At 73.0% G+C, this 26,873-nt stretch carries 23 protein-coding genes; 14 read left to right on the forward strand and 9 right to left on the reverse strand.

The window, feature by feature from the left end; translation table 11 throughout:
• Window positions 1-211 precede the first annotated feature (211 nt).
• The gene (locus ABD343_RS17890; RefSeq protein WP_344529244.1) at window positions 212-1,585 is read left to right on the forward strand and encodes a cysteine desulfurase/sulfurtransferase TusA family protein; all 1,374 of its coding nucleotides are present in this window, start codon (window positions 212-214) and stop codon (window positions 1,583-1,585) included.
• 143 nt (window positions 1,586-1,728) lie between these two features.
• Here ABD343_RS17890 and ABD343_RS17895 read toward each other — a convergent pair whose 3' ends face one another.
• Complete coding sequence (locus ABD343_RS17895) at window positions 1,729-2,706, reverse strand: carbohydrate kinase family protein (protein ID WP_344529246.1); 978 nt, start codon at window positions 2,704-2,706, stop codon at window positions 1,729-1,731.
• A gap of 203 nt (window positions 2,707-2,909) precedes the next feature.
• Here ABD343_RS17895 and ABD343_RS17900 point away from each other — a divergent pair, with 203 nt between their 5' ends.
• Complete coding sequence (locus ABD343_RS17900) at window positions 2,910-3,038, forward strand: hypothetical protein (protein ID WP_425578208.1); 129 nt, start codon at window positions 2,910-2,912, stop codon at window positions 3,036-3,038.
• Between the two features lie 86 nt (window positions 3,039-3,124).
• A complete protein-coding gene (locus tag ABD343_RS17905) occupies window positions 3,125-4,771 on the forward strand; it encodes a hypothetical protein (protein WP_344529250.1) in 1,647 nt (548 codons plus the stop codon).
• A 115-nt stretch (window positions 4,772-4,886) separates the two neighbouring features.
• On the opposite strand, the gene ABD343_RS17910 is transcribed toward ABD343_RS17905, so the two are convergent.
• The gene (locus ABD343_RS17910; RefSeq protein WP_114017239.1) at window positions 4,887-5,240 is read right to left on the reverse strand and encodes a HesB/IscA family protein; all 354 of its coding nucleotides are present in this window, start codon (window positions 5,238-5,240) and stop codon (window positions 4,887-4,889) included.
• A 258-nt stretch (window positions 5,241-5,498) separates the two neighbouring features.
• Here ABD343_RS17910 and nadA point away from each other — a divergent pair, with 258 nt between their 5' ends.
• Together nadA and ABD343_RS17920 are read left to right on the forward strand one after the other, a co-directional pair.
• Complete coding sequence (gene nadA, locus ABD343_RS17915) at window positions 5,499-6,677, forward strand: quinolinate synthase NadA (protein WP_344529255.1); 1,179 nt, start codon at window positions 5,499-5,501, stop codon at window positions 6,675-6,677.
• 19 nt (window positions 6,678-6,696) lie between these two features.
• Complete coding sequence (locus tag ABD343_RS17920; RefSeq protein WP_344529331.1) at window positions 6,697-7,578, forward strand: GNAT family N-acetyltransferase; 882 nt, start codon at window positions 6,697-6,699, stop codon at window positions 7,576-7,578.
• Between the two features lie 339 nt (window positions 7,579-7,917).
• Here ABD343_RS17920 and ABD343_RS17925 read toward each other — a convergent pair whose 3' ends face one another.
• The 5 genes from ABD343_RS17925 to ABD343_RS17945 form a co-directional block, all read right to left on the reverse strand.
• On the reverse strand, window positions 7,918-11,064 hold the full coding sequence (locus ABD343_RS17925; RefSeq protein ID WP_344529257.1) for an efflux RND transporter permease subunit: 3,147 nt from the start codon (window positions 11,062-11,064) through the stop codon (window positions 7,918-7,920).
• A 150-nt stretch (window positions 11,065-11,214) separates the two neighbouring features.
• Complete coding sequence (locus ABD343_RS17930) at window positions 11,215-11,907, reverse strand: response regulator transcription factor (protein ID WP_344529259.1); 693 nt, start codon at window positions 11,905-11,907, stop codon at window positions 11,215-11,217.
• Window positions 11,904-13,313, reverse strand: coding sequence for a sensor histidine kinase (locus ABD343_RS17935; RefSeq protein WP_344529261.1), 1,410 nt, complete (start codon window positions 13,311-13,313; stop codon window positions 11,904-11,906). Before ABD343_RS17935 ends, ABD343_RS17930 begins: the two co-directional genes overlap by 4 nt.
• Window positions 13,314-13,395: 82 nt before the next feature.
• Entirely contained in the window at window positions 13,396-13,674 is a 279-nt protein-coding gene (gene pspAA / locus ABD343_RS17940) for a PspA-associated protein PspAA (protein ID WP_344529263.1), read from the reverse strand.
• Window positions 13,675-13,724: 50 nt separating this feature from the next.
• Entirely contained in the window at window positions 13,725-14,522 is a 798-nt protein-coding gene (locus ABD343_RS17945) for a PspA/IM30 family protein (RefSeq protein ID WP_344529265.1), read from the reverse strand.
• Between the two features lie 317 nt (window positions 14,523-14,839).
• On the opposite strand from ABD343_RS17945, the gene ABD343_RS17950 reads away from it, so the two are divergent.
• The 3 genes from ABD343_RS17950 to ABD343_RS17960 all read left to right on the forward strand — a co-directional run bounded on the left by ABD343_RS17950 (window position 14,840) and on the right by ABD343_RS17960 (window position 18,054).
• Window positions 14,840-15,436 (forward strand): DUF3043 domain-containing protein, encoded by a 597-nt coding sequence (locus tag ABD343_RS17950; RefSeq protein ID WP_344529267.1) that lies wholly within the window; start codon window positions 14,840-14,842, stop codon window positions 15,434-15,436.
• Window positions 15,433-16,134, forward strand: a complete 702-nt coding sequence (locus tag ABD343_RS17955; protein WP_344529333.1) for a class I SAM-dependent methyltransferase — start codon at window positions 15,433-15,435, stop codon at window positions 16,132-16,134. The genes ABD343_RS17950 and ABD343_RS17955 overlap by 4 nt, the downstream gene beginning before the upstream one ends.
• Before the next feature lie 84 nt (window positions 16,135-16,218).
• Window positions 16,219-18,054 carry an ABC transporter ATP-binding protein gene (locus ABD343_RS17960; RefSeq protein WP_344529268.1) on the forward strand — a complete coding sequence of 612 codons (1,836 nt, stop codon included), beginning with the start codon at window positions 16,219-16,221 and terminating at the stop codon, window positions 18,052-18,054.
• A gap of 4 nt (window positions 18,055-18,058) precedes the next feature.
• On the opposite strand, the gene ABD343_RS17965 is transcribed toward ABD343_RS17960, so the two are convergent.
• Window positions 18,059-18,274 (reverse strand): hypothetical protein, encoded by a 216-nt coding sequence (locus ABD343_RS17965; protein ID WP_344529270.1) that lies wholly within the window; start codon window positions 18,272-18,274, stop codon window positions 18,059-18,061.
• A 126-nt stretch (window positions 18,275-18,400) separates the two neighbouring features.
• Here ABD343_RS17965 and ABD343_RS17970 point away from each other — a divergent pair, with 126 nt between their 5' ends.
• From ABD343_RS17970 to ABD343_RS17985, 4 genes are all read left to right on the forward strand, one after another.
• A complete protein-coding gene (locus ABD343_RS17970) occupies window positions 18,401-19,603 on the forward strand; it encodes a bifunctional adenosylcobinamide kinase/adenosylcobinamide-phosphate guanylyltransferase (RefSeq protein ID WP_344529272.1) in 1,203 nt (400 codons plus the stop codon).
• Window positions 19,604-19,669: 66 nt separating this feature from the next.
• Complete coding sequence (locus tag ABD343_RS17975; RefSeq protein ID WP_344529274.1) at window positions 19,670-20,773, forward strand: nicotinate-nucleotide--dimethylbenzimidazole phosphoribosyltransferase; 1,104 nt, start codon at window positions 19,670-19,672, stop codon at window positions 20,771-20,773.
• A gap of 220 nt (window positions 20,774-20,993) precedes the next feature.
• The gene (locus ABD343_RS17980; protein WP_344529276.1) at window positions 20,994-22,715 is read left to right on the forward strand and encodes a phosphatidylglycerol lysyltransferase domain-containing protein; all 1,722 of its coding nucleotides are present in this window, start codon (window positions 20,994-20,996) and stop codon (window positions 22,713-22,715) included.
• On the forward strand, window positions 22,712-23,353 hold the full coding sequence (locus ABD343_RS17985) for a hypothetical protein (RefSeq protein ID WP_344529278.1): 642 nt from the start codon (window positions 22,712-22,714) through the stop codon (window positions 23,351-23,353). The genes ABD343_RS17980 and ABD343_RS17985 overlap by 4 nt, the downstream gene beginning before the upstream one ends.
• Before the next feature lie 173 nt (window positions 23,354-23,526).
• On the opposite strand, the gene ABD343_RS17990 is transcribed toward ABD343_RS17985, so the two are convergent.
• Window positions 23,527-24,264 carry a hypothetical protein gene (locus tag ABD343_RS17990; protein ID WP_344529280.1) on the reverse strand — a complete coding sequence of 246 codons (738 nt, stop codon included), beginning with the start codon at window positions 24,262-24,264 and terminating at the stop codon, window positions 23,527-23,529.
• 35 nt (window positions 24,265-24,299) lie between these two features.
• Between ABD343_RS17990 and ABD343_RS17995 the strand changes: the two genes are divergently transcribed.
• Complete coding sequence (locus ABD343_RS17995) at window positions 24,300-25,112, forward strand: adenosylcobinamide-GDP ribazoletransferase (protein ID WP_344529282.1); 813 nt, start codon at window positions 24,300-24,302, stop codon at window positions 25,110-25,112.
• Between the two features lie 158 nt (window positions 25,113-25,270).
• On the forward strand, window positions 25,271-26,833 hold the full coding sequence (locus ABD343_RS18000; RefSeq protein ID WP_344529284.1) for a leucyl aminopeptidase: 1,563 nt from the start codon (window positions 25,271-25,273) through the stop codon (window positions 26,831-26,833).
• The last annotated feature ends 40 nt before the right edge of the window (window positions 26,834-26,873 follow it).

Here is a 26,873-nt window from a genome sequence, read left to right on the forward strand (position 1 = left end):
GGCGCGGCCCTCTTACGTGGTCGGGCGCCGCCCTGGCGCGGGCAGGGTTTGGATGTTTATGCGGACCAAACCCTAGCCGACGCCATTTGGGGTCGCGCGGGGAGGGGGCGTAACGCGCCGCGCGCCACCCCATTGGGGTGGAATGCCGCGCTCCACCCGGCAACTGACGGCCCGGAGGCTGCGGGCCCGCGGCGGGCGCTAGCGTGCTGCCGTGCCCTACTTCGACGCCGCTTCGTCCCTTCCCCTCCACCCCGTCGCACGCCAGGCGCTGCTCGCCGCGCTCGACGAGGGGTGGGCCGACCCCGGACGTCCGCACCGGGAGGGGCGGCGGGCGCGGATGCTGCTCGACGCGGCGCGGGAGACGGCGGCGGAGGCCGTCGGCTGCCGTCCGGACGAGCTGGTCTTCACTCCTTCGGGGACGGCCGCCGTGCACGCGGGGGTCGCCGGGGCCCTCGCGGGACGCCGCCGTACGGGGCGGCTGCTGCTCGTCTCCGCCGTCGAGCACTCCTCCGTGCTGCACGCGGCCGAGGCCCACGAGCGGACGGGCGGCGCGGTGCGGCAGATCCCGGTGGACCGTACGGGGCGAGTGAGCGCGGAGGAGTACGCGGCAGCGCTCGCCGAGTCCCGCGCGCCGGGCGAGGGGGTGGCCCTCGCCTGCCTCCAGTCCGCGAACCACGAGGTCGGCACCGTCCAGCCCGTCGCCGAGACCGCCGCCGCCTGCGCGGAGGAGGGCGTTCCGCTGCTGGTGGACGCCGCCCAGTCGCTGCCCTGGGGCCCGGTCGAGGGCCCCTGGGCCCTGCTGGCCGCCAGCGCGCACAAGTGGGGCGGCCCGGCGGGCGTGGGGCTGCTGGCCGTACGGAAGGGCACGCGCTTCGCCGTGCCGGGCCCGGCGGACGAGCGGGAGTCCGGGCGCTCCCCCGGCTTCGAGAACCTCCCCGCGATCGTCGCCGCGGCGGCCTCGCTGCGGGCCGTGCGCGCCGAGGCGGAGGCCGAGGCGGCGCGGCTGCGGGCGCTGGTGGACCGGATCAGGGCGCGGGTGCCGGCGCTGGTGCCGGACGCCGAGGTCGTCGGCGACCCCGTACGGCGGCTGCCGCACCTCGTCACCTTCTCCTGCCTCTACGTGGACGGCGAGGCCCTGCTGCACGCCCTCGACGCGGAGGGCTTCGCGGTCTCCTCGGGCTCCTCCTGCACGTCCAGCACGCTGACCCCGAGCCATGTGCTGCGCGCGATGGGCGTGCTGTCGGAGGGCAACGTCCGCGTCTCCCTGCCGCCGGGCACCTCCGACGCGGACGTCGAGCGCTTCCTCGCGCTCCTGCCGGGCGCGGTCGCGGGGGTGCGGGCCCATATCGAGCCGGCCGCGTCCCCGCCGGGGCACACGATCGACGCGCTGGGCAAGCTGTGCCCTCTGCCCGTGATCGAGCTGGCCAAAGTGATCAAGACGGTGCCCGTCGGGACCGTGGTCACCGTCCTCGCCGACGACGAGGCGGCCAAGCTCGACATCCCGGCCTGGTGCGAGATGACGGGCCACGCGTACGAGGGAGCGGAGGGGTCCGCATTCCGGGTACGCAGGGTGACCCCCGAGTAGGGGGTGACCCCTCCAGGGGCGCGGGGAACTGCGCGGCCAGCCACGACGCGGCCGCGGACTGCGAAGCACGGACAGGGGCAGCCCCTGTGCAGACCTCCTCGCGGGGCGAGCCGGCTCTGACGGCTCGCCCCACGGGGCAACGGCTAGGCCGGAAGGTGGGCCCGGACCTCTTCGGCGGCGGCCTCACCGTAGGCACCGGTGAACCTCTCCACGAAGTGGACCCGCTTCAGCTCGTACTCCTGCGTACCCACCGTCTCGATGACGAGAGTCGCCAGCATGCAGCCGATCTGCGCCGCACGCTCAAGGCTGACGCCCCAGCTCAGCCCCGAGAGGAAGCCCGCGCGGAAGGCGTCGCCGACACCCGTCGGCTCGGCCTTGACCTTCTCCTGGGGGCACTCGACGTGGATCGGCTCCTCGCCGAGCCGGTCGATGCGGGCACCCTTCTTGCCGAGGGTGGTGACGCGGGTGCCGACCTTCTTGAGGATCTCCTCGTCGCTCCAGCCGGTCTTGGACTCGATCAGCTCCTTCTCGTACTCGTTCGAGAAGAGGTAGGTCGCGCCCTCGGTCAGCTCGCGGATGCCCTCGCCGTCCATGCGGGCGATCTGCTGCGAGTAGTCGGCGGCGAAGGGGATGCCGCGGGCCCGGCACTCCTCGGTGTGGCGGATCATGCCCTCGGGGTCGTCCGCGCTGATGCAGACGAGGTCGAGGCGGCCCACGCGGTCGGCCACGTGCTGGAGTTCGATGTGCCGGGCCTCGCTCATGGCGCCGGTGTAGAAGGAGCCGATCTGGTTGTGATCGGCGTCGGTGGTGCAGACGAAGCGGGCGGTGTGCAGGACCTCGGAGATGCGGACCGAGGCGGTGTCCACGCCGTGGCGTTCGAGCCAGGCGCGGTACTCCTCGAAGTCCTCCCCCGCGGCGCCGACGAGGACCGGCCGGGCACCGAGCTGGCCCATCCCGAAGGCGATGTTGGCCCCGACACCGCCGCGGCGGATCTCCAGGGCGTCGACGAGGAAGGAGAGCGAGACCGTGTGCAACTGGTCGGCGACCAGTTGGTCGGAGAAACGCCCCGGGAAGGTCATCAGGTGGTCGTTTGCGATGGAGCCGCTGACTGCGATACGCACGACGATTTCTGCTCCTGATTGAGGAATGGCGGGCGCAAATAACGCTACCCGCTCCCCCCGGATCCCCGAACAGGACACAATTACCAAATAGTAGGGCCTTCCGGGCACCTCGCAGAATGCGTAGCGTCGGAACCATGGAAAAGCCCGCTTTTCAGAGCACCGAACCCGAGTCACTGGAGCAACTGCTCGGTGACTGTGCGCAAATGACGCCGCACTGGGTGGTGACGCCCCCGCCCGGCAGGGCCCCGGTGCCGCCCCGCGCGCTGCACGGCGTCCAGGTGCCCCGTAGGTCCGCGCGTCTGCTGGACGGCATGTCCGAGTACGGGGACTGAACGGACCGGAGGGGAACCGCCCGCTTCCCGGCTCCGTCCCATCGCCGTCAGAGACGCACGACGCGTGGAGCCGAAGGAGCAATACGGTGAGCACAGACCTCTCCCCCGAACCCGAGGAGCGGCCCGGACCTCAGCGGCGCCGGAGGCAGCTTTCGGTCGTCTCCGTCGCCGCGGCGGTGCTGCTGGCGGGAGGCGGCGGCGCGTACTGGGCGTCGGTCGCCTCGGACGGCGGCGGTGACGACACCTCCGCCGGTGACGCCCCGACCCCGCCCCGGCTGACCCTGGACGGGAACACGCTGGGCACCCAGGAGGCGGCCCGGTCCGACAAGGGCGGCCCCGGCATCGCGCCGGGCGAGCCGATGGGGCCCCGCGCGCTGAAGGCCGCGGCCGACCTGCCGGACGGGCCCGACTCGGCGGCCGTGCACCGCACGGACCGGCGGGCGACCGAGGCCCAGGTCAAGGAGCTGGCCAAGGCGCTGAAGCTCGACGGGACGCCCGAGAAGAAGAAGGACCACTGGGAGGTCAAGGCCTCCGGCGAGGAGAAGCCCGGCGCTCCCATGCTCGGGGTCAACCTGCGCGACGAGGGCCCGGAGTGGGCGTACATGAGCCAGGGCGCGGCGACCGGACGGTGCGCCACCCCGGCGCCCGGCCAGGAGCACCTGCGCGGCGGCCAGAAGCCGGGCGGCGCGCCGCAGTGCCTGCCGGGCCCCGGCGCGGGCGAGGGCGACCCGGTCTCCGAGAGCAAGGCGAAGGACGCGGTACGGCCGGTGCTGAAGACGCTGGGCCTGGAGGACGCCGCGCTCGACACGAGGACCACGGGCGGCGCGGTCCGTATGGTGACGGCCGAGCCGCGGGTCGAGGGGAAGGCCACGCACGGCTGGGAGAGCACGTTCCTGGTCGGCAAGGACGGCCGGATCATGCACGCGATGGGTGACTGGGGCGACAGCGACAAGGGCGCCGAGTACCCGGTGATGAGCGCGAGCCAGACGCTCAACGAGCTGAACAAGGCGCGCCAGAAGGGCGGCGGGGTCTCCGTGCAGTGCGCGGCGCCGGACATGGGGAACCCGGAGCGCCCGCAGCCGGCGGTCGCCCTGGAGCAGCACGACTTCGTCCCGGGCCCGCCCTGCGGCTCGGGCAGCCCCGCCGGTCCCGCCGGTCCGGGGAAGAAGAAGGGCCCGGAGAAGGTCGTCGGCGCCGAGTTCGGCTACGCGATGCAGGCCTCGAAGGGCAAGCCGGTGCTCGTCCCGTCGTGGATCTACGACGTGCGGCGGCCGGACGGCAAGGGGACGTACCCGGTGGCGTACCCGGCCGTGGAGCCCAAGTTCCTGAAGCCGTCCGACTCGGTGAGCGCGCCGGGCGAGAAGCCCGCACCCGGCGGCTCCGGCGCCCCGTCGCCCAGCACTCCGGGCAGCGGCACCGAGAAGCCGGGCGGCGGCGGCATCGGGACCGGCGGCGGCTCGGGCGGCGGCTCGCAGGCGGTCAACTCCTATGAGGCGGACGGCAAGAAGCTGAAGCTGACCTTCTGGGGCGGCGTCTGCGACACGTACGAGGCCAAGGCCGACGAGTCCGGCTCGAAGGTGAAGATCACCCTGACCTCGAAGCCGAAGGACCCGGAGAAGAAGGTCTGCGTGAAGATCGCCAAGCGGATGACCACGGAGGTCACGCTCGACAAGGCGCTGGGCGACCGGAAGGTCGTGGACGCGCGCGACGGCGACGTGGTGCCGCGGCGCTGACGCGGAACGCGCCCCACGCGGCGGAACGCGCCCCACGCGTGAGGGGGCGGACATGACTGGGCGGCGGGTCCCTGGTGGGGGGAACCCGCCGCCCTTCGCGCGGTGGAACCGGCTGTCAGTTGAAGGAGTCGCCGCAGGCGCAGGAGCCGGTGGCGTTCGGATTGTCGATCGTGAAGCCCTGCTTCTCGATCGTGTCGACGAAGTCGATGGAGGCACCGCCGAGGTACGGGGCGCTCATCCGGTCGGTGACGACCTTCACACCGTCGAAGTCCTTCACGACATCGCCGTCCAGCGAGCGCTCGTCGAAGAAGAGCTGATAGCGCAGGCCCGAGCAGCCACCCGGCTGGACGGCGACGCGCAACGCCAGGTCGTCGCGGCCTTCCTGCTCAAGCAGGCTCTTGACCTTCGCGGCGGCGGCGTCGGACAGGATGATGCCCTCGCTTACAGCGGTCTCGTCCGAAACGGACATCTGCTTCTCTCCCGGGTTGTACGGACTGCTCTTGGCCGTCAACTTCAACCGACGGCCTCCCGGATTCATTCCAGGAGCGGCACGAACTTTTCCTTGCTGCTCCCGATGCTCGCACATCGCGCGCGGCGCTGGGAATGCGTCACATCGACGCGATGCCCATCGTCAAAGTGACGCGAAGCGGTTATGATAGATAACGTCAGTTAGACGAGAAGCCTGGACGGGGTAGCCCCCGTGGCGCTTACAGAAAGGGTGGATCCGTTGAGTGCCGCCCAGCCCCTGGACGTACAGCCGACGCCGCTCGCGCTGCTGCTGCTCGGCCGCGAGGCCGACCCGAAGAGCGAGCGCGGAGTCGAGTGTCCCGGCGATCTCCCCGCCCCCTCCGACCCGGACCTGGTGGCCCGCGCCCGCGCGGCCAAGGAGCGGCTCGGCGACCGCGTCTTCGTCCTCGGGCACCACTATCAGCGGGACGAGGTCATCGAGTTCGCCGACGTGACCGGCGACTCCTTCAAGCTGGCGCGCGAGGCCGCCGCCCGCCCCGAGGCGGAGTACATCGTGTTCTGCGGTGTGCACTTCATGGCCGAGTCCGCCGACATCCTCACCAGCCCCGCGCAGCAGGTCGTCCTGCCCGACCTGGCCGCGGGCTGCTCGATGGCCGACATGGCCACGGCCGAGCAGGTCGCCGAGTGCTGGGACGTGCTGACGGACGCGGGTGTCGCGGAGACCACGGTCCCCGTGTCGTACATGAACTCGTCCGCGGACATCAAGGCGTTCACCGGCCGCCACGGCGGCACGATCTGCACCTCGTCCAACGCCGAGCGGGCCCTCGACTGGGCCTTCCAGCAGGGCGAGAAGGTCCTCTTCCTCCCCGACCAGCACCTCGGGCGGAACACCGCGGTCCGCGACATGGGCCTCTCCCTCGACGACTGCGTGGTCTACAACCCGCACAAGCCCGGCGGCGGCCTCACCCCCGAGCAGCTCCGCGACGCGAAGATGATCCTGTGGCGCGGCCACTGCTCGGTGCACGGCCGCTTCTCGCTGGACTCGGTGCGCGAGGTCCGCGAGCGGATCCCCGGCGTCCGCGTCCTCGTCCACCCCGAGTGCAAGCACGAGGTGGTCTCGGCGGCCGACGAGGTCGGCTCGACCGAATACATCATCAAGGCCCTGGAGGCCGCCCCCCGCGGCTCCAAGTGGGCCGTGGGCACCGAGCTGAACCTGGTGCGGCGGCTGGCCAACCGGTTCGCGGAAGAGGACAAGGAGATCGTCTTCCTCGACCGCACGGTCTGCTTCTGCTCGACCATGAACCGGATAGACCTCCCGCACCTCGTCTGGGCCCTGGAGTCCCTCGCGGACGGCACGGTGGTCAACCGGATCGAGGTCGACGCGGAGACCGAGAAGTTCGCGAAAACCGCCCTGGAGCGGATGCTGGCGCTGCCGTAACCTGCGGCGGATGCCTCCCATACTGCTGCGTCCGGTCAGGGACACCCCGGAAGACGCCGAGACGGTACGGCTGTTGGCCGCGGCCGCCTTCGGGGACTCGCACACGCTCAAGGGCGAGTCCCCGGAGACCCCGCCCGACCCCGAGCGGATCGCGCGCCGGCACGAGAAGATCCGGCACTTCGTCCGGACCGACCCCGCCGGGAGCTGGCTCGCGGAGGACGGGTCCGGGCAGGCGGTCGGCGTCGCGCAGTCCGTGATCCGCGAGGGCACCTGGGGCCTCTCGCTCCTGGTCGTGCTCCCCGCCGCGCAGGGCAAGGGCGTGGGCACGGCGCTGCTGAGCCGGGCGCTGGAGTACGGGCGGGGGTGTCTGCGCGGCATCATCTGCTCCTCGCGCCACCCCGCGGCCGTACGGACGTACCGGCGCGCGGGCTTCGAGGTGCATCCGACGATCCGGATGCGGGGCGTCGTCGACCGGACCCGGCTCGACCCGCCGGACGGGGCGGCGGTCGAGGGTTCGGCGCGCGACCGGGACCTCATGGACTCGGTCGACCGGCGGCTGCGGGGCGGAGCGCACGGACCCGACCACGACTATCTCCTCGCGCACCACCGGCTCGTCGTCGCGGACGACCTCGCGGGCAGTGCGTACTGCTACGTGCGGGACGGGGGCCGCGTCGAGCTGCTGGCGGCGACGTCGCGCCGGATGGCGACCCGGGTGCTGACCTCCGCCCTTCTCGGGCTGTCCGAGGGGGTCACGGCCGAGATCTGGGACGTCACGGCCGAGCAGCAGTGGGCCGTGGACGTCGGGATCGCCGCCGGGCTCGAACTTCGGGCGGCGGGGTTCGTCTGCTACCGAGGCATGCGCCCGCCTGCGCCGTACATCCCCTCGGGGGCGTTCTTGTAAGGCCCCGTGGCCTTACGTCCCCCGGCACCCCACCACGGGGCTTGCCCCATCAGGGGCGCGGGGAACTGCGCGACAAGCCACGACGCGGCGGCAGCCCGGGGCACCCCGGGCGCGGCCCTCCACGCGGAGCACCCGGCGAAGTGGGCTGCGCTTGCCAACCCTGCTCCCCCAAGCTCTTCGAGCAGGGGGGACCCCCAGCGCAGACTTCCCAAGCACAGTGGAGCCGGGGGCGAAGCAGGAACCTGCCCCGTCAGGGGCGCGGGGCAGTTCGGGGAAGCCGAGGGCCCGGCCAGGACCCCCCACGGGTCGGCCGGGCCCTCGGGGCACGGAGCTCGGGGATCAGCCGCGTTCGGCCATCTCCGGCTCGCGGGGCGAGGGCGGGGTGCCCTCTTCCTCCGAGGCGCCGCCTCGTTTGGCGGCCTTCTTCGCCGCCCGGCGCTCCTTCCGCAGCTCGACCATCGCGTAGAGCGTCGGGACCAGGAGCAGGGTGAGCAAGGTCGAAGTGACCAGGCCACCGATCACCACGACCGCCAGCGGCTGCGAGATGAAGCCGCCGTCGCCCGTGACCGCGAGGGCCATCGGCGTCAGGGCGCAGATCGTGGCCAGGGCCGTCATCAGGATGGGACGGAGACGGTGGCGACCGCCCTCGACGACCGCGTCGATCACTCCGTACCCCTGCGCCCGGTACTGGTTGATCAGATCGATCAGCACGATCGCGTTCGTCACCACGATGCCGATCAGCATCAGCATGCCGATCATCGCCGGGACGCCCATCGGGGTGCCGGTGAGGACCAGCAGGCCCAGGGCGCCCGTCGCGGCGAACGGGATCGAGACCAGCAGGATCAGCGGCTGGATCAGCGAGCGGAACGTCGCGACCAGCAGCATGAACACGATCGCGATCGCGGCCAGCATCGCCAGGCCCAGCGAGGCGAACGCCTCGTCCTGGTCCTCGGAGACGCCGCCGATCTCCGCCGTCGCGCCCTTCGGCAGGTCCAGCCCGTCGATCTCGCTCTGGAGCTTGGTGCTGACGGCGCCGGTGTTCTCGCCGGTCGGCTTGGCCGTGACCGTGGCGGCGCGGGCGCCGTCGATGCGGGTCATCTGGACCGGCCCGTTCACCGTCCGCACGTCCGCGACCTTGCCCAGCGTCGTCTTGCCGAGCGGCAGCTTCTTCAGCTCGGCGACGGTCTCCGCGGGCTTCTCGGACTTCACGACGACGTCGCGCTCGGTGTCGTCGAGGACCGCCTTGCCGGACTTGGTGCCGCTCACGGCCTGGGTGACGGCCTGGCCGAGCGCCGCGTCGTTCAGCCCGAAGCGGGCGGCCTCCGGCTTCGCGGTGACCGAGATGCGCGGCACGGACTGGGACAGGTCGCTCTGCACGTCCTCGACGTCGTCGAGCCCGGCGACCTTCTTGCGGACCTTCTCCGCCGCCTCGCGCAGCACGTCCTCGTCGCCCGCCTTGACGACGACGCTCAGGTCCTGCGCGCCGAAGCCGTCGCCGGCCGAGATCGTGGTGTCGCCGATGCCGCCGCCGAGCTTGTCGAGGCCGTCGCGGAGGTCGTCCTGGACCTTGTCGCTGTCGGCGTCGCCGTCGAGCTTGATCTGGTACGTGGCCTGGTTCGCGTCCGTACCGCCGCCGAAGGCCGCCATGAGTCCGGCCGAGCCGACGGTGACCTGGTAGTCCTCGACGCCGTCGGTCCCGGCGAGGAGCTTCTCGACGCGCTTGGCCTGCTTGTCGGAGGCGGCCAGGCTGGTGCCGGGCTTCAGCTCCTGCTTGACGGTGAGGGCCTCCTGCTGGCCCTGGTCGAAGAAGTTGGTCTTCAGCAGCGGCGCCATGCCGAACGTGCCGATGAGCACGACGACCGCGATCAGCAGGCTGGTGAAGCGGCGCCGGGTGGCGAACCGCAGCACCGGCACGTACATCCGCTGGAGCGGGCTGCTCGCCTCCTTCTCCTCCGACCTGCGGCGCTGCTCCTCCGGGTCGAGCCCGGCCAGCGCCTTGGGGGCGCGCAGGAACCAGTACGAGAGGACCGGCACGATCGTCAGCGACACCAGCAGCGAGGCGAGCAGCGCCACGGTGATCGTCAGGGAGAAGCCGCCGAAGAGCGCGCCGACCATGCCGCCGACGAACGCCATCGGGAGGAAGACCGCGACCGTCGTCAGCGTGGACGAGGTGATCGCGCCCGAGACCTCCTTGACGGCGTCGAGGATCGCGGTCTGCCGCTCCTTGCCGTACGCGAGGTGGCGCTTGATGTTCTCCAGGACGACGATCGAGTCGTCCACGACGCGGCCGATGGCGATGGTCAGGGCGCCCAGCGTCAGCATGTTGAGCGACAGGTCCCGGGTCCACAGCACGATCAGCGTGAGGACGACGGAGAGCGGGATGGAGACCGCCGTCACCAGCGTCGAGCGCAGCGACAGCAGGAAGACGAGGATCACGACGACCGCGAAGACCAGGCCCAGCAGGCCCTCGGTGGTCAGCGAGCTGATCGACTTGGACACCTGCGGGCCCTGGTCGGAGACGACCGTGAGCTTGGCGTCCTTGCCGAGGTCGTCGCGGAGCTGCGGCAGCTTGTCCTTGACCTCGTCGGAGATCGCGACGGCGCTGCCGTCGTTGTCCATGGTCACGGAGACGGCGAGGCTGCTCTCCCCGTTCGTACGGGTCAGCGAGGTGGCCGTGTCGGGCGCCTGCTCGACCTTCGCGACGTCGCCGACGCGTACGGCCTTCCCATCGGCCCCGCCGCCCTTGCCGGGGACGCGCAGGTCCTCGATCTGCGCGAGCGAGGTGAAGCCCGAACCGACCTGCACCGTCTTGCTCTTGCCGTCCTCGTCGAACGACCCCGCGGGCAGGGAGGCGCCGCCCGCCTCCAGCGCCTTCGACAGGTCGCCGGGCGAGAGGCCCGCGCCCGCCAGCTTCCCGGTGTCCGGGGTGACGGCGACGACCTGGTCCCGCACGCCGTCGATCGTCACCTGGCCGACGCCGTCGATGTCCTTGAGGACGGGGACGACGGAGGAGTCCAGGGCGTCGTTGAGCGCCTGCTGGTCCTTGCTCGGGGAGGACGCCGCGAGCACGACCGTGGGAATGTCGTCGGTGCCGCCGGAGACGACCTGCGGGTCCACGCCGTCGGGGAGCTGGCCGCGGGTGCGGTTCACGGCCTGCTCGACGTCGGCGACGGTCTGCTCGGTGTTCTCGCCGTAGTCGAACTGCGCCGTGACGACGGCCGAGCCCTCGCTCGCCGTCGCGTTGACGCCGGTGATGCCCTCGACGCCCTGGATGTTGTCTTCCAGCGGCTTGACGACCTGCTTCTCGACGACATCGGGGGAGGCGCCCTGGTACGGCGCGATGACCGAGACCATGGGCAGATCGATGGAGGGGAGGAGCTGCTGCTTGAGCTGGGGAATGGCGATGGCGCCGAAGACGACGGCGACCAGCGCCATCAGCGCGATCAGCCCACGCTGTACGAGGCTGAAGCGGGACAGCCAGGACATGGGTGGCGGGTCTCTCTTCCGGACGTGTGGGGACAGCGGCAGTCGGCGGCACAGACTTGGGTGCCGCCTACACCCTCACCCACACGGAGAGCCGATCCCTCCGACCCAGGTGCCCTTCTGGACCAGCCCGCATACTGCGGTCGCAGTACGTCAGGCTCCACCCGAAGGTCGTACGAGACCACTCTCGTACGCGGCGACCACCAACTGCGCCCTGTCGCGGGCGCCGAGCTTCGCCATGGTCCGGTTGACATGGGTCTTCACGGTGAGCGGGCTGACCGCCAGCCGCTCGCCGATCTCGTCGTTGGAGTACCCGGCGGCGACCTGGGCCAGCACCTCGCGCTCGCGGCCCGTGAGCGCGGCGAGCCGGGCACCGCCGGCGCCGCCCTCCCCGTCGCCCTCGACGCCCGGACCGCCGCCCTGCGCGAGGAACTTGGCGATCAGCCCCTTCGTCGCGGCCGGCGACAGGAGCGCCTCGCCCTTCGCCGCCGTCCGGATCGCCGCCAGCAGCTCGCCGGGCTCGGCGCCCTTGCCGAGGAAGCCGGAGGCGCCCGCGCGCAGCGACTGGACCACGTAGTCGTCGACTTCGAAGGTGGTCAGGATGACGATCTTGACCTCGGAGAGCGCCGGGTCCGAGCTGATCTCCCGCGTCGCCGCGAGCCCGTCGGTACCCGGCATCCGGATGTCCATGAGCACGACGTCGGCGCCCCGCTCCCGGACGAGCGCCACGGCCTCCTCGCCGTCGGCGGCCTCGCCGACGACCTCCATGTCGGCCTCGGAGTCGACCAGGACGCGGAAGGCACTGCGCAACAGGGCCTGATCGTCGGCGAGAACGACACGGATCATGCGGACAGCTCCTTACGCGGCGGCGAGGGTTCCAGCGGCAAGCGTACGTACACCCGGAAGCCGCCTCCCGGGAGCGGGCCCGTCTCGCAGTGGCCGTGCAGGGCCGCGGCGCGCTCGCGCATCCCCACGAGTCCGTGTCCGCCGTGCGCCTCGGCACCGTCCGCCCGGTCCGCCCCGTCGGCCCGGTCCGCCCGGTCCGCCCGGCCCGCGGTGCTCTCCTCCGGCGCGCTGCCGTCCGTGCCCGCGCCGTCGTCCAGCACCGTGATCTCCAGCGCCCTCCGGCCGCGCCGGATCCGGACCTCCGCGCGGGCGCCGGTGCCCACATGCTTCTGCACGTTGGTCAGCGCCTCCTGCACCACGCGGTACGCGGTCAGGTCGACGGCGGAGGAGAGCGGCGGCGCCTCCCCGGCCGCCAGCGCGGGCGCGTCCAGCTCCACATGGAGCCCGGCCCGGCGGAAACCGTCGAGCAGCTCGTCCAGCACGCCGAGCCCCGGCGCGGGTTCGGTGGGCGCCGCGCTCTCGCCGGACTGGCGCAGCAGCCCGACCGTCGTCTGCAGCTCGCCGAGCGCGTGCCGGCTCGCCTCCCGTACGTGCGCGAGGGCCTGCTTGGCCTGGTCGGGGCGGCGGTCCATGACGTGCGAGGCCACGCCCGCCTGCACGTTGACGAGCGCGATGTGGTGGGCCACCACGTCGTGCAGCTCGCGGGCGATGCGCAGCCGCTCCTCGGCGACGCGGCGCCGGGCCTCCTCCTCGCGCGTGCGCTCCGCGCGCTCGGCCCGCTCGCGGATGGCGTCCACCACCGCCCGCCGGTTGCGCACGGCCTCGCCGACGGCGGCGGCCATGCCGGTCCAGGCGAAGATGCCGAGGTTCTCCTGCGCGTACCAGGGCCGGGCGCCGAAGAGCATGCCCGCGGCCGTGAGGACGACGACGGTGACGGCGCCGATGCGCCAGCTCGTACGCCGGTTGGTGCTGTTGGAGACCGTGTAGAGCGCGATGACCGCGCCGAGGACGAGGGGGGCGCGGCGGTCGGAGGGCGCCCCGTTCCCCGTCTCCAGGGCGAGGCCGATGACGCAGATGAGGCTGGTGAGGCAGAGGACGGGCAGCGGGGCGCGGCGGCGCAGCGCCAGCACGCCGCAGGAGAGCAGCGCGAGCACCACCGTCTGGGTGTTCAGCTCGCGCTGGCCGAAGTGGGGCTCGCCGTCGGGGCCGCGCGGCTCGGTGGCGGCGCCGATCAGCACCAGCACGAACGCGGCGGCGGCGACCAGCGCGTCCACGACGTACGGATGGTCGCGCAGCCGACGACGGACCTCCCCGAGACGGCCGTATCCGGAACCGTCGGGGGAGCCCGGGGTGGGGGGCGGGGAGGAGGCCGAGTCCATGGTTCTCACGGCGTTCGCGGCAGGCACAGCAGAACCGTACGGCTCCCGCGTGGCACCGCGCGCCCCCGCCTCCGGCACGCGGGCCGGGGACACGCGGTGTCCTCGCTGGTCAGCCGGGGATGAGCCCGTCGTCGCTGAGCATCTCCCGCACCTCTTCGAGGGATGCCTCGGGGGACGGCAGGATCAGCTCGGAGGGTTCGAGCGCGTCGTCGGGCAGGGGGGTGCCGAGGCGGCGGACGGCGTCGAGGAGGGCGCCGAGGGTGCGGCGGAAACCCGCCTCGTCCCCGCCCTCCATCTCCTCCAGCAGCTCGTCGTCCAGCTTGTTCAGCTCGGCGAAGTGGCTGTCGTCCAGCTTCACCTGGCCTTCGCCCATGATTCTGACGATCATGGCGTACTCCTTAGCGCGAGGGCGGGGTCATCAGCGGCGCGGTGCGCGGGTCACTCCTTGCTGAACTTAGGCGTGTCCTGCGACTGCTGGGTGCCCGGCTGGGCCGACTGGCCCTGCTGTCCCCCCTCGATGGCCTGCTGGCCGCCGCCGGTGGTGCCGCCCGCCAGCTCGGCCTTCATCCGCTGGAGCTCCAGCTCCACGTCCGTGCCGCCGGAGAGGCGGTCCAGCTCGGCGGTGATGTCGTCCTTGGCCATGCCCGACTGGTCGTCGAGGGCGCCGGAGGCGAGCAGCTCGTCGATCGCGCCGGAGCGCGCCTGGAGCTGCGCCGTCTTGTCCTCGGCACGCTGGATGGCCATGCCGACGTCGCCCATCTCCTCCGAGATGCCGGAGAAGGCCTCGCCGATCCTGGTCTGCGCCTGCGCCGCCGTGTAGGTCGCCTTGATGGTCTCCTTCTTCGTCCGGAAGGCGTCCACCTTGGCCTGGAGGCGCTGTGCGGCGAGCGTCAGCTTCTCCTCCTCGCCCTGGAGCGTCTGGTGCTGCCCCTCCAGGTCGGTGACCTGCTGCTGGAGCGCGGCCCTGCGCGAGAGAGCCTCACGCGCCAGGTCCTCCCTGCCGAGCGCCAGCGCCTTCTTGCCCTGGTCCTCCAGCTTGGAGGACTGCCCCTGGAGCTGGCTGAGCTGGAGCTCCAGCCGCTTCCGGGAGGTGGCGACGTCCGCGACGCCGCGGCGCACCTTCTGCAGCAGCTCCAACTGCTTCTGGTAGGAGTAGTCCAGCGTCTCGCGCGGGTCCTCAGCCCGGTCCAGGGCCTTGTTGGCCTTCGCGCGGAAGATCATCCCCATACGCTTCATGACACCGCTCATGGGCCTCGCGCGCCCCCTTCGTAACGGACTCAAGCCTCAGCCTCGGCACATCTACAGACCCCACAGTACGGCTCGCGGTTGCTCCCTGTCTCTGGCTGGTTTCGCCCGGAGACGATCGCTGGACGGGGAGAGACGCACCGGCGCACTGTTCGGCCGTTTTATCTACAGTCGAGACTACAGACCGCGCGGCGCCTTGGGCTCCTGCTGCGGGAGGAGCGGCCCTCTCCTCCCGCAGCAGGAGCCCGTTGCCGGATCGTGCCTCAAGGGGCTGGGGCCCACTCAGGGCCACACCGTACTCTTGAGGCGTGTTCCGAAGCCGTTCGAAAGACGGGCAGGCGGCAACCCCCCAGGTGAGCGACGCCGAGCCCCAGCAGCCCCGCGACCCCGAGGCCCCCAAGGGCCGCCCGACCCCGAAGCGGAGTGAGGCGCAGAACCAGCGCCGCTCGCTCGCCAAGGCGCCGGCCAACCGCAAGGAGGCCGCCAAGCGCCAGCGCGAGGCACGCCGTGCCGACATGGCCAAGCAGCGCGAAGCCCTGGCCAGCGGCGACGAGCGTTTTCTGCCGCCGCGCGACAAGGGCCCGGTGCGGCGCTTCGCGCGGGACTTCGTGGACTCGCGGTGGAGCGTGGCGGAGTTCTTCCTGCCGATGGCCGTGATCATCCTCGTGCTGAGCATGCTGCCGTCGCTCCAGCTCAAGAACATCTCGCTGCTGCTGTGGCTCGTCGTGATCGTCATGATCATCCTCGACTCGGTCGGGATCGCCGTCCGCCTCAAGAAGCGGCTCCGCGAGAAGTACCCCGACGAGCCCAAGCGCGGCGCCGTCGCCTACGCGCTGATGCGTACGCTCCAGATGCGCCGCATGCGCCTGCCCAAGCCGCAGGTCTCCCGCGGCGAGAAGCCCTGATCCGGCAGGAGCTGGTCGCCCGGCAGCTCGACGAACAGATCGCCGCCCGCTTCGAGGTGGGCAGGCGGCTACGGGTGCTGGACGTGGGCCTGGGCGAGGGCACCCAGGCGCTCCGGCTGGCCCGCGCGGGCCATCAGGTGACCGGTCTGGAGAACGACCCCGCGTTGCTCGACGTCGTCAGGGACGCGCTGGAGCGCGAGCCCGAGGGCATACGGGAGCGCTTCAAGCTCGTCCCGGGCACGGGCCAGGACACGGGCGTGCACTTCCTGCCCGGCACCTTCGACGTGGTGCTGTGCCACGGGGTGCTGATGGAGGCGCGCGATCCGGAGTCCACCCTCGCCGGGCTCGCCCGGGTGCTCGACGCCGGGGGCCTGCTCTCGCTGGTCATCAGGAACGAGGCGGCGCGCGCCATGCGGCCCGGTCTGGACGGCGACTGGGACGCGGCGCAGGCGGCGCTCAACGCGGCGCACGCGGCGACCGCCGACGACCGCGCGTTCCGGCTCGAAGGGCTGACCTCGCTGCTCCAGCGCATCGGCACCCCGCTTGACCGCTGGTACGGCGTGGACGTCTTCTCCTCCCGCCCCGCCGAGGACGGTACGGACGACGAGCGTGCCCTCGTCGCCGAGGCGCTGGCCGGGCGCACCGACCCGTACCGCTCGGTGGCGGCGCTGCTGCATCTGTGCGGGGTGCGCGGCTGATGTGCGAGGTGCGCGGCTGAGGCGATTCCGTCACGGCCGGTAATTCCTTTGCCGTGGGTGCCGCCGTGCTGGTCTGCTCCCGGTATGCCCGCGCAGCAGGAGAAACCCGCCGACACGGACACGAAGACCCCGAAGCTGCCCGCCAGGGAGACCTGGCGGGCCCTCTACGCCCACATACGCCCGCGCCGCGGGGCCATCGTCCTCGGCGGCCTCCTCACGCTCGTCGGCTCGGTGACCGGCCTGATCCAGCCACTCGCCGCCAAGGAACTGGTCGACCGGCTCGGCGAGGGGCAGGGCATCGGGGACGTCCTGGTCCTGCTGACCCTGCTCGTCGTGGCGGGAACGGTCATCGAGGCCTTCGGGGCGTACGTGCTGGAGCGCACCGCCGAGTCCGTGGTGCTCGCCGCGCGGCGGCAGCTCGTGGCGCGGCTGGTGCGGCTGCGGATGCCCGCCGTCGACCGCGTCCAGCCCGGGGACCTGATGTCCCGCGTCACCGCCGACACCACGCTGCTGCGGCAGGTCACCACGAACGCCCTGGTCTCCGCCGTCGCGGGCAGCCTCACGCTGCTCGCGACGCTGGTGATGATGGCGTTCCTCGACCCCGTGCTGCTGGCCGTGACCGTGGGCGTGACGGTCGTGATCGGCTCGGGGCTCGGCTTCGTCTACCCCCGGATCGCCCGCGCCACCGAGCGGGCCCAGGCCGCGGTCGGGGAGATCTCCTCCACGCTGGAGCGCACCTTCGGGGCGCTGCGCACCGTGAAGGCGTCCGGCGCCGAGGCGCGGGAGGCGGCGGCCGTGGACGAGGCCGCGCGCCGGGCCTGGCGGCACGGGGTGCGCGCCGCCAAGTGGCAGTCGGTGGCCTACACCTCGACCGGCGTCGCGATCCAGGTCTCGTTCCTGGTCGTCCTCGGCGTCGGCGGCGCCCGGGTCGCCTCGGGCACGATCCCGGTCTCGACGCTGGTCGCCTTCCTGCTCGCGCTCTTCTATCTGACCGACCCGATCTCCCGCCTGGTCGAGGCGGGCTCCGACTACCAGGAGGGGACCGCGGCCGTCGCCCGTATCAGCGAGGCGGAACGGCTGGAGACCGAGCCGGAGGAGACGGCCGCCGGATCCGGGGCCGGAACCGGGACAGGGACAGGGACAGGGACCGGGGACGCGGCGAGCGGCCCCGCGTCCGTGGCCTTCGAGGACGTCACGTTCCGCTACCGCCCCGAGCTGCCGCCCGTGCACCGCGAGGTCTCCTTCGCCGTGCCCGGCGAGGGCGGCATGACGGCCTTCGTGGGCCCCTCCGGCGCGGGCAAGACCACCGTCTTCGGACTGATCGAGCGGTTCTACGAGCAGGAGGCGGGCCGTATCCTCCTCGACGGCCGCGACCTGCGCGAATGGCCCCTGGACCGGCTGCGCGCCGCCATCGGCTACGTCGAGCAGGACGCCCCCGTCCTCGCCGGGACCCTCCGCGAGAACCTGCTGTTCGCCGCGCCGGACGCGGGCGAGGAGGAGCTGCGCGAGACGCTCGTACGGACGCGGCTCGCGGCCCTCGTGGACCGGCTGCCGGACGGGCTGGAGACGGTCGTCGGGCACCGCGGCAGCAAGCTGTCGGGCGGCGAGCGGCAGCGCGTCGCCATCGCCCGGGCCCTGCTGCGCCGCCCCCGCCTGCTGCTCCTGGACGAGGCGACCTCGCAGCTCGACGCCGCGAACGAGCGGGCGCTGCGCGAGGTCGTCGCCGAGGCCGCGCGGACCACGACGGTGCTGGTCGTCGCGCACCGCCTCTCGACGGTGACGCTCGCCGACCGGATCGTGGTGATGGAGGCGGGCCGCGTACGCGCGGTGGGCACCCACGAGGAGCTGGTGGCCGCCGACCCCCTCTACGGGGAACTGGCCGCCACCCAGCTCCTGGCCTCGGGGCCCGGACCCGGCTGAGGGGTCAGCCCGCCGTCTCCTCCGCGTGGAGGCTCATCGGGCCGTAGACCACGCTGCCGTCCTCCAGCAGCGTCACCTGGTCGGCCCCGCCGTCCGCCAGCTCCTTCCAGACCTCGCCGATCCAGGACTCGGCGTCCCCCTGCGTGGGGAACTCCTCGGGCTGGACGGCCGGTTCCGTCTCCGTGCCGTCGGCCTTCTCGAACCGCCACGTCCACGCCATCAAATGCCTCCCGAGATCGGCAGTCGCTCACGGCAGCGTACTGAAATCCGCCCGTCCTGTCGGTTGTAGCCCGTCCAGCCCCGGTCCCTGTGCGCGCGGCGGCGGAGGTCACGAGACGATCAGGGGGTGGAACTCACTCTGCTCGGCACCGGCGCGCCCGCCGGTCTCCCCCGGCCCGGCTGTCCCTGCGCCGACTGCGCCACCGCCGCCGGCGACGAGGCACGCGCCGCCACGGCGCTGCTCCTCGACGGCACGCTGCTGCTCGACCTGACCCCCGGGCCCGCCTTCGCCGCGGCACGGGCCGGGCACACGCTCAGCGGCGTACGGCAGGTGTTCCTCTCGCACCCGCACGACGGCCCCGCGCTGGAGGTCCCCGCCGGGCTCCCCCAGCCCGTACGGGTCCCGGACCGCCAGGAGCTGGCCCTCATCAGCGGGCACCGGGTGCGGGCGCTGGCGCTGGACTCGCCGGGCACGGGGTACGCGGTGACCGCGCCCGGCGGCGAGCGGCTGCTCTATCTGCCGCCGGGCGCAGCGCCCGCGGGCACCGGCGAGGGCGAGGACACCCCGTCGTACGACATGGTGCTGCTCGACGTCCTCGGACGGCCCGACGCGCTCGCGCGGCTGCGTGCCTCGGGCGCGGTGGGGCCCACGACGGATGTGCTGGCCGTCCATCTCGACCACGGCGTGCCGCCGGGCCGCGAGCTGCACCGGCGGCTGGCCGCCGCGGGCGCCCGCGCGGTGCCGGACGGCACCTCGCTGGAGGTCGGCGCGTACCACGCGGTGCCCGACATCCCGCGCCGCACGCTGGTGCTGGGCGGGGCGCGCTCGGGCAAGTCGGTGGAGGCGGAGCGGCGGCTGGCCGCGTTCCCCGGCGTCGTCTACGTCGCGACGAGCGGCACCCGCGACGACGACGCCGAGTGGGGCGCCCGCGTCGCCGCGCACCGCGAGCGGCGGCCCGCGTCGTGGCGTACGGAGGAGACGTGCGCGCTCGAACCGCTGCTGGCGGAGGACGGGCCGCCGCTGCTGATCGACTGCCTCTCGCTGTGGCTCTCGCACACGATGGACGACGTGCGCGCCTGGGACGACTCGCTCTGGGACAACGGCGGCTCGCGGGCCCTCGCGGAGCGCGTCGCGTCCCTGATCGCGGCGGTGCGGGCCACGCCCCGCCGGATCGTCGCCGTCAGCAACGAGGTCGGCTCCGGCATCGTCCCGGCCACCCCCTCGGGCCGCCGCTACCGCGACGAACTGGGCCGTCTGAACGCGGCGTTCGCCGCCGAGTGCGAGCATGTCCTGCTGACGGTCGCCGGGTTGCCGCAGCCCCTGAAGTGAGGGGCCGTCCCTTCCTGCGCGCCCCTTTGGGGCACGGCCCCCATGTGTGCCGTACGCTCCGTGGGCATGAGTGAGCGGGCGTTGGACCTGGACGAATTCTCCGATCTCATCGAGCGCCCTCACGGCGGTGTGCGCCGGGAGGCCGAGGAGCGGCGCGCCCGGACGGGCCTGCCCGAACGGGCGCTGGGGCGGCTCGACGAGCTGGGCGAGTGGCTGAGCGCCGCGCAGGGGCAGGTGCCCGTGCGTCCGCTCGCGCACCCGCGCATGGTCGTCTTCGCCGGGGACCACGGCGTCGCCGGTCTGGACGTGTCGAGCCGCCCGGCGGGCTCCGCGGCCGCGCTGGTCCGCGAGACCCTGGACGGCGACTCCCCCGCGGCCGTGCTCGCGCGCCGCTTCGACGTGCCGGTCCGCATTGTCGACATGTCTCTCGACTGCGAGCTGGACGAGCTGCCCGCCGAGGTGACGCGGCACCGCGTACGCCGCTCCTCGGGCCGGCTGGACATCGAGGACGCGCTGACGCTCGACGAGGCCGAGGAGGCGTTCCGGGCCGGAATGGCCGTCGCGGACGAGGAGGCCGACGCGGGCACCGACCTGGTCGTGCTCGGCGACCTCAGCGTCGGCGGCACCACGGCCGCCGGGACGCTGATCGCCGCGCTCTGCGGGACCGACGCCTCGGTCGTCACCGGGCGCGGCGGGGGCGGCATCGACGACCTCGCCTGGATGCGCAAGTGCGCCGCGATCCGGGACGGGCTGCGCCGGGCGCGCCCGGTGCTGGGCGACCAGCTCCAGCTCCTCGCGACCATCGGCGGCGCCGACCTGACCGCGGCCACGGGCTTCCTCCTCCAGTCGGCGGTACGCCGTACGCCCGTGATCCTGGACGGCGTGGTCTCCGCCGCGTGCGCCCTGGTGGGCCAGCGCGTGGCCTTCCGGGCCCCCGACTGGTGGCTCGCCGGGCAGGCGAGCGCCGAGCCCGCGCAGGCGAAGGCGCTGGACCGCCTGGCGGTGGACCCGGTGCTGGAGCAGGGAGTGTCCGTCGGTGGGGGGACCGGGGCGCTCCTCGCTCTTCCGCTGGTGCGGGCCGCCGCGGCGCTCGCCGCCGAGCTTCCGGTGACGCCGGAAGAGGGCGACAAGCCGGATTCCGAGGGCGTCGACGCCTACGAGGCAACCTGAGCAGGGGCTGCCCCGTCCTCTCCATTGCGGGCCGCGGCTCGCGCCGTGGCTTGGCGCGCAGTTCCCCGCGCCCCTTGAGGGGGCACCCTCCGTCGTAGAGGTGCCGCGTCAGGGGCGCGGGGAACTGCGCGAGCGGCCACGACGCGACCGCGGACCGCATCGGGCAAACCGGGGCACCCCTGCCCGGAAAACACCACAAACGGTCACATATGCTCCCCGTATGGGAGAAAAGTGGCGGCGCTATTCCGCCGCGTTCGTGGTCTGGTACCTGCGCGCGGCGACCGGGATCAATCTGCTGGGCGCCGTCTGGGTCTCGTTCGGCAACGACCTCAAGCGGCACAACGCCGGGGACTTCTTCACCCCGCACCTGGTCGCCGCCGGATTCACCGGTGCGCTGTTCGTCGGCGTCCTGGCCGTGACGATGCGGCGGCGCAAGCGGGCCGCCTGGATCCTCAACGTCGTCATGGGCCTCCTCGTGCTCGCCCTCTACACCCTGGTGATGGTGCTGTTCGAGGAGCTGCGGGCGCACGCCTTCAACTGGCTCTCGCTCGCGCTCAGCGCCCTGTTCGTGGCCGCGCTCTTCGCCGGGGCCGGGGAGTTCCGCTCGAAGGGCGACCGGTCCAACCCCAAGCTGGCCACCGCCGTCGCGCTCGTCGGGCTGCTGGTGGCGACCGCGATCGCCACGCTGCTGGTGACCGTCACCAACCACTCCCCCACCGAGGAACGCTCCGACTTCGGCGGCCGGTTGGCGTACGCCGTCGCTCGGCTCGTCTTCATCGCCGCCTCCGACGAGCGGTACGAGGGCGTCGCGATCCCCGGCTGGGTGGACGTGCTCATCAACGTCATGGCCGCCGTGCTGCTCCTGCTCGTCCTCGCCGCCGCCTTCCGCTCGCGGCGCGCGACCGCGCCCATGAGCGCCGAGGACGAGGAGAGGCTGCGGGCCCTGCTCGACAAGCACGGGGCACGCGACTCGCTCGGCTACTTCGCGACCCGCCGCGACAAGAGCGTCGTGTGGTCCCCGTCCGGCAAGGCTGCCGTCACCTACACCGTCGTCGGCGGCGTCTCGCTCGCCTCCGCCGACCCGATCGGCGACCCGGAGGCCTGGCCCGGCGCGATCGACGCCTGGCTCACCGAGGCGGGCGAGCACGCGTGGGTCCCCGCCGTCATGGGCGCGAGCGAGGAGGCGGGCACGATCTACGCGCGCCACGGCCTCCAGGCCCTCGAACTCGGCGACGAGGCGATCGTGGAGACCGCCGAGTTCACGCTGGAGGGCCGCGCGATGCGGACCGTACGGCAGGCGTACAACCGGGTGAAGCGCGCCGGTTACGAGGTACGGGTGCGGCGCCACGCGGACATCCCGCCCGCCGAGATGGCCCACATCGTCGAACGCGCCGACGCGTGGCGCGACGGCGAGACCGAGCGCGGCTTCTCCATGGCGCTGGGCCGCCTCGGCGACCCCTCCGACGGGCAGTGCGTGATGCTGGAGTGCACCGATTCCCAGGGCGAACTGCGCGCCGTGCTCTCCTTCGTGCCCTGGGGCCGCGACGGGCTCTCGCTCGATCTGATGCGGCGCGACCGGGACTCCGAGAACGGGCTGATGGAGTTCATGGTGCTGGAGCTGATCCAGCGCGCGAAGGCCGAGGTCGGCGTCGCGCAGATCTCGCTCAACTTCGCGATGTTCCGCTCCGTCTTCGAACGCGGCGGACGGCTCGGCGCCGGGCCCGTGCTGCGGCTGTGGCGCGCGGTGCTGAGCTTCTTCTCCCGGTGGTGGCAGATCGAGTCGCTCTACCGGGCCAACGCGAAGTACCGGCCCGTGTGGGAGCCCCGGTTCATCCTCTTCGCCAAGAGCAGCGAACTGCCGAGGATCGGGCTGGCCAGCGCGCGTGCCGAGGGCTTCCTCGAAGTCCCCGCGCTCGCGCGGCGGCTGGGCTCCGGCCGGTGAGACGGCTTCTCGCCGATGTACGGAGCGCACTGCGGGGGCGGCCGGTCCACGTCCTGCGAACCCTCTGGCTCACCCTTCTGTGCGTCTGCCTGACGGGCGCGCTGCACGCGTGGCAGACCTCGGGCCCCGACGGGCTGCGCGCGGTGTCCTGGCTCGGGGGCGTCGAGGCGGGGCAGGCGTGGTGGGTGGCGCTGCTCCGCACGCCGCTCTCGCTCTTCGTCCCGGCGCCGGACCTTCCCGTGTGGGGCGCGCTGGCCCAGGTCCTCGTCGTCTTCGGCGTCGCGGAGATCGCGCTGGGGCGGCGCTGGTTGCTGCTCGTCGCGTACGTGGGGACGCTGGCCGGTACGTGTTTCGCCCGGCTCGGGGTCGCGCTGGGCCCCGACGTGCCCGTACTCGGCCTTCCGGCGCATGTCGCCGCCGAACGCGACACGGGCCCGTCCGCCGCCGTTCTCGCCCTCGCTCTTGCCTTGGCCTGGCGCTACCGGGCGTATGTGACCGGCACCGTCCTGTACGCCGTGATGCTCACGGAAGCCCTGGCCATCGGCAACCTGGCCGGCAAGGAACACGTAACGGCCCTGACGGTGACCCTGGCCCTCTGCGCGCTCTGGCTCCGCCCGTTGCCACGGGACCCGGCGTAGAGGGCTGCGCTTGCCAGCCCTGCTCCCCCAAGCTCTTCGAGCAGGGGGTACCCCCAATGGCAGACCTCCCAAGCTTCGCGAAATGCCAGAGGGTGCCCCATCCAGGGGCGCGGGGAACTGCGCGACGAGCCACGACGCACTCGCAGCCGCCGGAGCACAGCCAGGGGCAGCCTCTATCGCGAGGGAGGGCCGCCCAGAAAGTCTTCGAGGCGGCGGAGACGGGGGGTCCAGCGTTTGTCGTGGCGGGCGGCACGGCGTACGGCGCGGGCACGGGCGCGGGGGCGGCGGGCGTAGAGGCGGCGGGCCCACCACGACCCGGGCCGGCCCAGGCGCACCGCGCCGACCAGCGACAGCAGCGGGACCAGCACGCCGAAGAGGGCCACCCTCGGCTTGCCCTTGAGGAGACAGAGCAGCGAGCACACAAAGTGGAAGCCGACCACTCCGCCCACCGCCCTGCGGTCCCGCCGCTCCGCCGAGGAGAGCGCGTCCACTCCGAACGGCAGCGACCCCGACAGCAGGATCGCGACGAGCGCAGCGGTGATCACCACGATCTCGACACTCTTGCGCCCCTCCTCCGACCAGTAGACGTCGTCGAGGTGGAGCAGCAGCGCGAACTCGTCCAGGACGAGGCCCGCCCCGCAGCCGAAGAGCGCGGCGACCGCGCACGCGGCCGCTCCCGCCCGGCCCGCGCCGACCGCGCCGAAGCCCCCGATCACCATGAGGACCAGGCCCGGCACGGCGTGATGGATGTGCAGGCCCCCGGCCGAGACGTTCCGGAAGGGCCCGCGCCCGGCCCGGATGAGCCGGGTGACCAGCCGCGTCACGGCGAACGTCACGACGAAGGAGACCAGCGCCGTCAGCAGCGGGAGCTTCCCCGGCTCGACGATCTCGCGGTACCACCAGTCGCCCATGGGCCCTCAGCCTGAGCGGATAGCCTGGCTCGCCGATGGACACCACGCCGCCGCAGCCCCCGCCCCCCGCGCCCGCCACCCCGATGGACGGCGTGCGCTTCGCGTTCGGCACGCTCACCGTGCTGCGGGTGCGGGTGCCGCGCTGGGACCGGGAGGCCGCGCGGCAGGGGATGCGCTGCGCGCCGCTGGCCGGGCTCGTCGTGGGGCTCGCCGCCTCGGCGCTCGGCGCCGTGCTCCTCGCGCTGGGCGCGGAGCCGCCGCTGGCGGCGGTGGCCACGGTCGCGGTGCCCGCGGCGCTCACGCGCGGGCTGCACCTGGACGGGATCGCGGACGTCGCGGACGGGCTGGGCAGCGGGAAGCCCGCGGACGACGCGCTGCGGATCATGAAGCAGTCGGACATCGGCCCGTTCGGGGTGCTCACCCTGGTGCTGGTGCTGCTGGCGCAGGCCGCTGCGGTCGCCGAACTGTACGGGGAGGGCTGGGCGTTCGGTGCCGCCGCGTTCGCCGTCGCCTCGGTCGCGGCCCGTACGGCGCTGACGCTCGCCGCGCGCGCCGGGGTGCCCGCGGCGCGCCCGGAGGGGCTGGGCGCGGCGGTGGCCGGGGTCGTGCCCGTACGGTCCGCCTACGGCGTCGGCGCGGCGGTCGTCGTGCTCGCGGGGTGCGCCGGGCTGCCGGAGGGCGTGGCGGGCGCGGTGCGGTACGCCACCGCCGTCGTGCTCGGCCTCGCCGCCGCCGAGGCCCTGCTGCGCCGCTGCCTGCGCCGCTTCGGCGGCGTCACCGGCGATGTCTTCGGCGCCCTCGCGGAGACGGCCGCGACGACGGCGCTGGTCGTGCTCGCGCTGGGCTGAGTACAGGCGCAAGAGGGCGCGGGGAGCAAGCGGTTCACCCATACCGTCGGCCGCCGCTCGCACAGCACAGGGGTCGCATACGATGCCGGGGAGCGCCCCTACGCCGTACGCACTTTCCATGGGCTGCGGTTACTCAATGGAAGAAGGTCTCTCCCACCGTGTCTGCACTGACTCTCAGCACCTCGTCCGCCGCGACGCTGCGCGCGGACGCCGTCGTCGTCGGCGTCGCCAAGGGCGCCAAGGGTCCCGTCGTCGCTCCGGGTGGCGACGGCGTGGACAAGGCCTTCGGCGGCAAGCTGGCCGCGACCCTGGAGACGCTCGGCGCGAGCGGCGCTGAGGGTGAGGTCACCAAGCTCCCGGCCCCCGCCTCCGGCGTGAAGGCGCCGCTCGTCGTGGCCGTGGGCCTCGGCAAGGCCCCGGGGAAGAAGGAGTCCTACGAGCCGGAGGCGCTGCGCAAGGCCGCCGGTGCCGCGGCGCGTGCCCTCGCGGGCTCGAAGAAGGCCGCGTTCGCACTGCCGGTCGAGGACGCCGACGCCGTGGCCGCCGTCGCGGAGGGCGCGCTGCTGGGCGCGTACTCCTTCACCGCTTACCAGGGCAAGGCGGAGGAGAACGGGGCGAACGGCGCGGCCAAGAAGGGCGGGAAGAACGGCAAGGACTCCGGCGTGCCGCTCGCCGAGATCGCCCTCGTCGGCGCCAAGCCGCGCGACAAGGAGCACAAGGCCGCCGCCGAGCGCGCCCAGGTCCTCGCGGCCGAGGTGCACCGCGCCCGCGACCTGATCAACACCCCGGCCAACGACCTCGACCCGAAGTCCTTCGCCGCGCAGGCCCAGGCCGCCGCCAAGGAGCACGGCCTGAAGATCGAGATCCTGGACGAGAAGGCGCTCGCCAAGGGCGGTTACGGCGGCATCCTCGGCGTCGGCACCGGCTCGGCGACCCCGCCGCGCCTGGTCCGTATCGGCTACACCCACCCGAAGGCCAAGCAGACCGTCGCGCTCGTCGGCAAGGGCATCACCTACGACTCGGGCGGCATCTCCCTGAAGCCCGCGGGGCACAACGAGACGATGAAGAGCGACATGAGCGGCGCCGCCGCCGTGTTCGCGGCCGTCGTCGCCGCGGCGAAGCTGGGCCTCAAGGCGAACGTGACCGGCTGGCTGGCCCTCGCCGAGAACATGCCCTCGGGCTCGGCCACCCGCCCCGGCGACGTGCTGACGATGTACAGCGGCAAGACCGTCGAGGTGCTCAACACCGACGCCGAGGGCCGGCTCGTCCTCGGTGACGCGCTGACCCGCGCCTGCGAGGAGGAGCCGGACGCGATCGTGGACGTGGCGACGCTCACCGGCGCGATGGTGCTGGCGCTGGGCAACCGCACGTTCGGGATCATGTCGAACGACGACGCGTTCCGCGCCTCGCTGCACGAGATCGCCGAGGAGGCGGGCGAGGCGGCCTGGCCGATGCCGATGCCCGCGCACCTGCGCAAGGGGATGGACTCGACCGTCGCCGACATCGCCAATATGGGCGAGAGGATGGGCGGCGGCCTGGTGGCCGGTCTCTTCCTGAAGGAGTTCGTCGCGGAGGGCACGACCTGGGCGCACCTGGACATCGCGGGCCCGGCCTTCAACGAGTCGGCCCCGTTCGGGTACACGCCCAAGGGCGGCACGGGCTCCGCGGTGCGTACCCTGGTGGGCCTTGTCGAGCGCACCGCGGCCGGCGACCTCGGCTGAACTCCACCCGGACCCGAGCGAGAGGCCGCCGGGCGCACGG

The organism is Streptomyces albiaxialis, assembly GCF_039530985.1.
GTDB lineage: Bacteria > Actinomycetota > Actinomycetes > Streptomycetales > Streptomycetaceae > Streptomyces > Streptomyces albiaxialis.